The sequence below is a fragment of the Paenibacillus sp. A3 genome (assembly GCF_001399685.1).
GTDB lineage: Bacteria > Bacillota > Bacilli > Paenibacillales > NBRC-103111 > Paenibacillus_G.
Genome location: NZ_JTHN01000160.1, coordinates 1 through 3,625, shown reverse-complemented (window position 1 = coordinate 3,625; position 3,625 = coordinate 1). Strand labels below are relative to the sequence as shown.

Genomic DNA, 3,625 nt, shown 5'->3' with positions numbered 1-3,625 from the left:
GCTTGGACCCTCCGCCTTGCTGCTTTCCTTGTCCTCCACCTTGCTTTTGTTGTCCTTTTCCTTGTTGTCCTTGCTGCTTAGGCATCGATTCTTCCTGCAGCACCTTCTTCATTAATTCCATCATTTCCATGCGGAAGATCGGACTTTGGAGCGATTCCTGAATGACAGCTTTCGTTTGAGTGCGGTAGGCGTTTCCTTTCATTGTATCGAGCATCATCATTTCAAAATCCGGGCTTTTCATCGCATCCATCATTGCTTTTTGATATTCCGGGTCCTTTAATAAATCTTTTTGAAGCTGCTTGGTATCTTTTTGAATGGCCTTCGCGAAATCACCGGCAAATTTCGGATCGCTAATCATTTTTTGCAGAAACTGATTGCTCTCCGTATCGGTCAACACATCCTTTACAGCAAGCTGAAGCTGTTGCGTATCGCCGGCGGATAATAATTGGAGCTTGCTGTTCTCCTGTATGGTAGCTTTTTGGATAGCTTTCCGCCCGTCTTCGGTTTTCAAAATATCGAGAACCATCGACTTGGTGTCTTTATAAGTATTCCCGCCGCCGGCGGATGAAGCTTGTGATTCGGAACCGCAGGAAGTTAAGAAGCCGACGATTAGGACGGCGGGTAAAAAACGAATCCATCGCGCTATCATCAGTTCAGGCTCCTTTCATTGTTTTGCCGTTAGTATTTGTTACGTCCCCGGGGATTAACACAATTGTTGTTAGCTTTTTATTGTGAAGGTTGGTACAATTAACTGTTGAAATGACTTATTGGGGGTATAGCGGTCGTGACGTTAAGAAAATGGTTTTATTTATTTTGGACCACGCTGCTGATCGGTGCCGTGACGGCCGTTATTGCCGGGCTTGCACTACAATTGACGGACCAACAGGTTGAGCTCGGCGGAAAACAAATCGGCTTTAGCGTGATCACGATGATCCTTGGCGGTGCTACGATCAGTGTGTTGAGCCAGATGGGCTTTTTCGCTTATTTGATTGTCCGGTATATCATAGGCGGTATTCTTCGAAAATGGGCCTGGGATATCGTCCAATTGATCATTACGGTGATCGTCTTGTTCGATCTGATCTATTTGCGCTATGTGAGCAGTGAGCAGCAGATGAGCTGGGGAGTGTATATGATCCTTCCGCTTTCGCTCATTATGGTGTCAATCGGCGTAGCTTGGTGGAAAGTAAAAATGACGAATCGAAGCGCCGCCATTCCGACATTATTCTTTATGATCGCGGTCACGGCGATCGAGGCTATTCCTTCCCTGCGGCTCGACAACGCGGCTTCTACAATCTTTATGATGGTTCCGCTGTACTTGTGCAATGCTTGGCAAATATTGATCCTCAGCAAAGTGCTGAACACAAATAAAGAGCCGATGTAACGGCTCTTGCTGTTTTTTTGTATAAGAAGCGGGGTTAACGTACAGGCTTCATGGTTTGATCTTCGACAGGCGGTTGATTGCCGACCTTCGTTTGCTTCATCAATTGACTGACGGTCACGAACTCGTAACCTTTTTCACGTAATTTGTCGATAATAACGGGGAGCGCTTCGTGGGTTTGCTTTACGGAGTCGCTGGCGTGAAATAACACGATATCGCCGGGATGCGCTTTAGATAAGACGCGGTTGATGATCGTGTCGACCCCTTTATTCATCCAATCCTGCGAATCCGTATCCCATTGAATGACCGTATAACGCAGCTCGTTCGCGATCCGCAGCACGCGTTTGTCAAAATCGCCGTTAGGGAGCCTCAGCAGGTTCGGACTTGTGCCGGTGACTTCCTGAATGATTTGGTGAGCCGTCTTAATTTGGGCGCGAATTTCCTCATCGTTCAAGCTGCTGTAGTTCACGTGCTTATGTCCGTGACTGCCGATTTCCCACCCGCCTTTGACGATTTTGCTCACGGTGTCGGGATGGCTTTTGGTCCAAGGGGACGATAAGAAGAAGGTTGCGTGTCGAATCCCCTTATTTTGCAAAATCTGAAGGATCGGCTCCGTGCGTGTATCTCCCCAACTGATATCGAAGGTGAGAGCGATCACCTTTCTTTCCGTGGGAATGCTGTAGACCGCGGCGGGTTCGTATTGGGAGAAGACGGAAACATTTTCCCTTTCCGAATAAATGATGCCGATGGCGAACAGGACAGCAACGGTAATAATTAGCGCTTGTTTTAGCTTTTTGCCGTTCATGACATAAAAATAATTCACTGGCTAGGCCTCCTTTGCCCATCTCGTCCGGAAAGGCTTGTATTAGTAGATGTGTATGCTCGTACCCATATCTTATGCTTAAAAGGAGGACTCTCATTGAATTGGAAAAATGCCTTTATGCAAATGAAGCTGATGAAGCATTACTTTATTGCATCCACCTTGGTATTTGTCGCGGGGATCGTGATGGGTGCACTGTACTCAAGCCAGTTTCATGCATTCATCAACGGCCAGCTCGAAGCTTTAAAACAAATATCGGATTCCATTGCAAGCAAGCCGAATCAGCAATGGTCATTATTTTGGCTCATCTTTTGGAATAATGCTTCCAAATCTTTATTGATTATTGCCCTAGGACTGTTCTTCGGGGTATTCCCGCTGTTCTTTCTTCTTGCCAACGGCTTGCTGCTTGGCTACGTATGTATGGTATCGGCCCAGAAGCAATCCTGGCTGTATGTGATCAAAACAATCCTTCCCCACGGAATCCTGGAAATTCCGGCAATTATCGTGGCTTGCGCCTTCGGGCTGCGATTGGGCGTGATGGTACTGAAGATGCTGCTTTCCGCACTTAGTCCGACCCGTTCCGTCAAGACAAGAGAACAGTTTCTGCTGTTTATCAAAGCGCTGCTGCCTGTCAGTGTAATGCTCGTGGCCGTACTTTTCGTGGCCGCGTTAATCGAAAGTACATTAACCTTATGGCTGGCCCGCGGATAAAAATAAATGAAACGCAAACTAATAAAAATACCCAAAACTGTGCATAACAGTAAAACACAAGACGGTTTTGGCGATATCCAGAGGTATGCAGATAAGCGCCGGACTTTCTTGGTTTAGGTTCGATTACGCTAACGCTGCATATCTTTTTTGCATTTGCGCACTTCATTTTGGAAAGGGGCCACATCGGCATGCTTGGCTTTTTGTTTAACGAAAGGGAATGCAGAGAACTGGATTACGTCCTGCGCAAGGAGCTGGATGAAATGCTCTTCGACTTGAACGACAAGAGAATCGATGCGGACATCAAAACGGCGATCGAATCGCGGTACAAAGTCATTTTCCGCATGTATGCCCGCCTGGCCTCGCCAAAAGAAATTTCGAAATACGCAAGAAACCGGATGTACCATTAAAATAAATCGAAAAAACGCTTGACTTCCGGTGCGCTCTTATGATACTTTATTACTCGTTCTCCTTTTGCAAGCAAGCAGCTTCACCTCTGGAAACAACAAGAAATAAAAAAAAGCTTGCTTTTCGACAGGCGAATGTGATATATTATAAAAGTCGCCGCTAAACGAGGTGACAACAAGAAACAAAGGCTGCAGAGCTTGACATTGCAGCAGTTGTTAAAGGAAATTGCCCTTTGAAAACTGAACATCGAGTGAGTGTCATAAAGAGAATGTAAATTCTCGTCAGTAGTAAATTTTGAGCTTTAATCAGCT

At 46.0% G+C, this 3,625-nt stretch carries 5 protein-coding genes; 3 read left to right on the top strand and 2 right to left on the bottom strand.

Annotated features, from left to right (window positions below):
* A partial coding sequence (gene gerD / locus QJ48_RS23615) for a spore germination lipoprotein GerD (protein ID WP_054975935.1) occupies window positions 1–649 on the bottom strand: 649 nt, incomplete at its 3' end.
* A 135-nt stretch (window positions 650–784) separates the two neighbouring features.
* Here gerD and QJ48_RS23610 point away from each other — a divergent pair.
* Window positions 785–1,381, top strand: a complete 597-nt coding sequence (locus tag QJ48_RS23610) for a KinB-signaling pathway activation protein (RefSeq protein WP_054975934.1) — start codon at window positions 785–787, stop codon at window positions 1,379–1,381.
* Between the two features lie 34 nt (window positions 1,382–1,415).
* Here QJ48_RS23610 and pdaB read toward each other — a convergent pair whose 3' ends face one another.
* Window positions 1,416–2,201, bottom strand: coding sequence for a polysaccharide deacetylase family sporulation protein PdaB (pdaB, locus tag QJ48_RS23605; RefSeq protein WP_054975933.1), 786 nt, complete (start codon window positions 2,199–2,201; stop codon window positions 1,416–1,418).
* Between the two features lie 96 nt (window positions 2,202–2,297).
* Between pdaB and QJ48_RS23600 the strand changes: the two genes are divergently transcribed.
* Together QJ48_RS23600 and QJ48_RS23595 are read left to right on the top strand one after the other, a co-directional pair.
* Window positions 2,298–2,909, top strand: a complete 612-nt coding sequence (locus tag QJ48_RS23600; RefSeq protein WP_054975932.1) for a stage II sporulation protein M — start codon at window positions 2,298–2,300, stop codon at window positions 2,907–2,909.
* 188 nt (window positions 2,910–3,097) lie between these two features.
* Window positions 3,098–3,316 (top strand): hypothetical protein, encoded by a 219-nt coding sequence (locus QJ48_RS23595; protein WP_025851086.1) that lies wholly within the window; start codon window positions 3,098–3,100, stop codon window positions 3,314–3,316.
* The last annotated feature ends 309 nt before the right edge of the window (window positions 3,317–3,625 follow it).

Coding starts and splice junctions, on each gene's coding strand:
- QJ48_RS23595 (WP_025851086.1), top strand. CDS start 3,098: ATGCTTGGCTTTTTGTTTAACGAAAGGGAATGCAGAGAACTGGATTAC.